At 57.6% G+C, this 2,382-nt stretch carries 7 protein-coding genes; all 7 read left to right on the forward strand.

What is annotated here, in order from left to right:
- Positions 1-243: hypothetical protein (locus ABD892_RS05785; RefSeq protein ID WP_345194460.1), on the forward strand; the 243-nt coding region annotated here is incomplete at its 5' end.
- 100 nt (positions 244-343) lie between these two features.
- On the forward strand, positions 344-556 hold the full coding sequence (locus ABD892_RS05790) for a hypothetical protein (RefSeq protein ID WP_345194461.1): 213 nt from the start codon (positions 344-346) through the stop codon (positions 554-556).
- Complete coding sequence (locus ABD892_RS05795) at positions 553-975, forward strand: hypothetical protein (protein ID WP_345194462.1); 423 nt, start codon at positions 553-555, stop codon at positions 973-975. Before ABD892_RS05790 ends, ABD892_RS05795 begins: the two co-directional genes overlap by 4 nt.
- Positions 935-1,312 (forward strand): hypothetical protein, encoded by a 378-nt coding sequence (locus tag ABD892_RS05800; protein ID WP_345194464.1) that lies wholly within the window; start codon positions 935-937, stop codon positions 1,310-1,312. The genes ABD892_RS05795 and ABD892_RS05800 overlap by 41 nt, the downstream gene beginning before the upstream one ends.
- On the forward strand, positions 1,281-1,709 hold the full coding sequence (locus ABD892_RS05805) for a structural protein (protein WP_345194465.1): 429 nt from the start codon (positions 1,281-1,283) through the stop codon (positions 1,707-1,709). The genes ABD892_RS05800 and ABD892_RS05805 overlap by 32 nt, the downstream gene beginning before the upstream one ends.
- Positions 1,706-2,185 carry a hypothetical protein gene (locus ABD892_RS05810; protein WP_345194466.1) on the forward strand — a complete coding sequence of 160 codons (480 nt, stop codon included), beginning with the start codon at positions 1,706-1,708 and terminating at the stop codon, positions 2,183-2,185. The genes ABD892_RS05805 and ABD892_RS05810 overlap by 4 nt, the downstream gene beginning before the upstream one ends.
- Positions 2,186-2,200: 15 nt before the next feature.
- Positions 2,201-2,382, forward strand: a 182-nt coding sequence (locus ABD892_RS05815; RefSeq protein ID WP_345194468.1) for a ParB N-terminal domain-containing protein, incomplete at its 3' end; no start/stop codon positions are given.

The following is a 2,382-nucleotide window of genomic DNA, read 5'->3' on the forward strand; positions in this document are numbered from 1 at the left end:
GCGAGACGCAAACAGGACGGCACCTATGCCAACTACACCAATATCGTGGTGGATCATTGGACGTTGCTGGACTCAACGGTTACACAACCAACGCCTTCAAACGAATCGCCGCCATCAGGGCAGACCAATGAACGACAGAAGTATGGTAATCAGATGGTGCCCAATAACCCGGTAAACCCCTCTGGCACGCCGTCCACACAGCCCGACTTTGATGATTACGGAGACGATGATATCCCGTTCTAGCGCTTTTTCTACGTCGTTACGATACGTCATAGCTGTTATTTTCTATGGCGTAACGTCGTAATAATACCTAACATAAACCTATCGATGCAGGATGCAGCCCATGGTTCACAACATAAAAACATCGACGATCAACCTGCTTGTGATCAACAACCCCTCAATGACCAGCGCGGAAATCGCCCATATTGGCAAGCTGGATATTGCCCTGGTCGCCGAGGCGCTGATGCATGCCCGCCGCTGCCGGTTTCTCACCAACGACGCCCCACGGCTTTGCTGTGTCACCGGTCATTACTGCGAGACCTGGAAGACCGCATGAGTATCGAACCAGAGCTGGTTCAGGCCATCGGCAGGGAAAAAACCATTGCCATTGAGCAGGCCTTTGGTGGCCAGCGGAAATATTTTGCCGCGAAGGTGAGACCGGATGATCGTATGGTTCAGGTTATCGGTCTGGATGCCGCCCGCATCGTGGCCCGGGAGTTTGCCGGTCTCCGGTCGTATATCCCCATGACGCTCGCCAAGATCGAACGCAACCGGGCTATCCGGCAGGCCGTGTTATCAGGGTTCAGCAAGGCCGAGGTAGCCGGACGGTTTGGCCTGAGCGAACGCACAATCCGCATGATCTGCGAGGGGTTGGCGCAACCGCTCTGGGGCACAAGAGCAAGGAACCAGCGCATCACGGCACAGGGACGTGTGTATGAGCGACATGGAAGAACGGCTGATTCAGGCCGAGCGTGATATCGCGGTAATGGACCACCGGGTGCGGGACCTGGAAACCACCCCGCCCCGGATCAATACGCTGGAGAACACGGTCACCCACCTGCAGATCAAGGTGGAAACCATGAGCTCGGATATCTCCGAGATCAAGTCCGAGGCCAAGGAAACCCACCTGCTGGTCGTCAAGCTGGGTGATGATGTGAAGCGGTTGTTCATGGTGGGGGTCGCCGTGGTTGTACTGATCACCGGTATCGCCGGCAGTCTCCGGATGTACGACACCTGGCTCGATATCCAAACCAAAACGACGCAGGACGCACAACATGCTGGTGTCACACATCAGAGGCTTCAGGAACTGTAATCCTGGCAACATCCGTCATGGTGAGTCATGGCAGGGTTTGCAGGACACCCAAACGGACAAGGCGTTCTGCCAGTTCGTCAGCCACGAGTTCGGCATCCGCGCCATGAGCCGGACGCTTCGCACCTACTACCACCGCCATGAGCTGCGTACGGTTCGCGAGTTCATCAACCGCTGGGCACCGCCCAATGAAAACAATACCGACGCCTACGTGGAGGCCGTCGCCGCCCGCCTTGGCCTGCCGCCGGACTTCAGCATCGATAACGGCATTGAGCTCTGCCTGCCCGGGCTGATCCGCGCCATCATCCACCACGAGCTGGGCTGCCAGCCCTACAGTGAGTGGCTGATCGACGAGGGTATCCGCTGGGATCGCGACGGCATACCGGGGAACACCCTATGAGCTTTGAGTCCTTTGCCACCGGCCTGGGTAACCTGCTCACCGGCAATCTGGCGCAGACCATCTTCGACGGTATCAAGACCTACTTCCCGCCGGACATGACACCGGAGCAGCAGGCCAGGCTACGGCTTGAGCTGGAGCGTATCGAGCAGGACAAGCGACAGCAGACCGACAACGCCCTGCTGGAGGCCGAGCAGATGCTGACCGAGCGGATCAGCAAGCTGGAGGGTACTGCATCGGATCTCAAAAGCCTGCCGTTCGTGGGACGACTGATGCTGTTTGCCCGGGGCTGCCAGCGACCGGTGTGGGGATTCTTCACCATGTACCTGGACTGGTGCTGGTTTTCCCAGTGGACGCTGTCCGAAAAACAACAAGCCGCGCTGATCGTGGTGAATATTCTGGTGCTGGGCTTCCTGTTTGGTGAACGGGCCATCCGGAACCTGACCCCGCTGATCAGCCAGCTGTTCAGAAAGTCCTGACCACAACGGAACACCATGAACAGGGAAAGCATCGTGAGTCACTGGAAAGACCGCATCACCGGACAGGGCAAAGAGTCCCCGGATCAACTGCTGGCCAACCCCAACAACTGGCGTAAGCATCCGAAACATCAACAGGAAGCGCTCAAGGGTGTATTGGAGGACATCGGCTGGATACAGCAGGTGATCGTCAACCAGAC

The sequence above is a fragment of the Kistimonas scapharcae genome, assembly GCF_039540975.1.
Lineage (GTDB): Bacteria > Pseudomonadota > Gammaproteobacteria > Pseudomonadales > Endozoicomonadaceae > Kistimonas > Kistimonas scapharcae.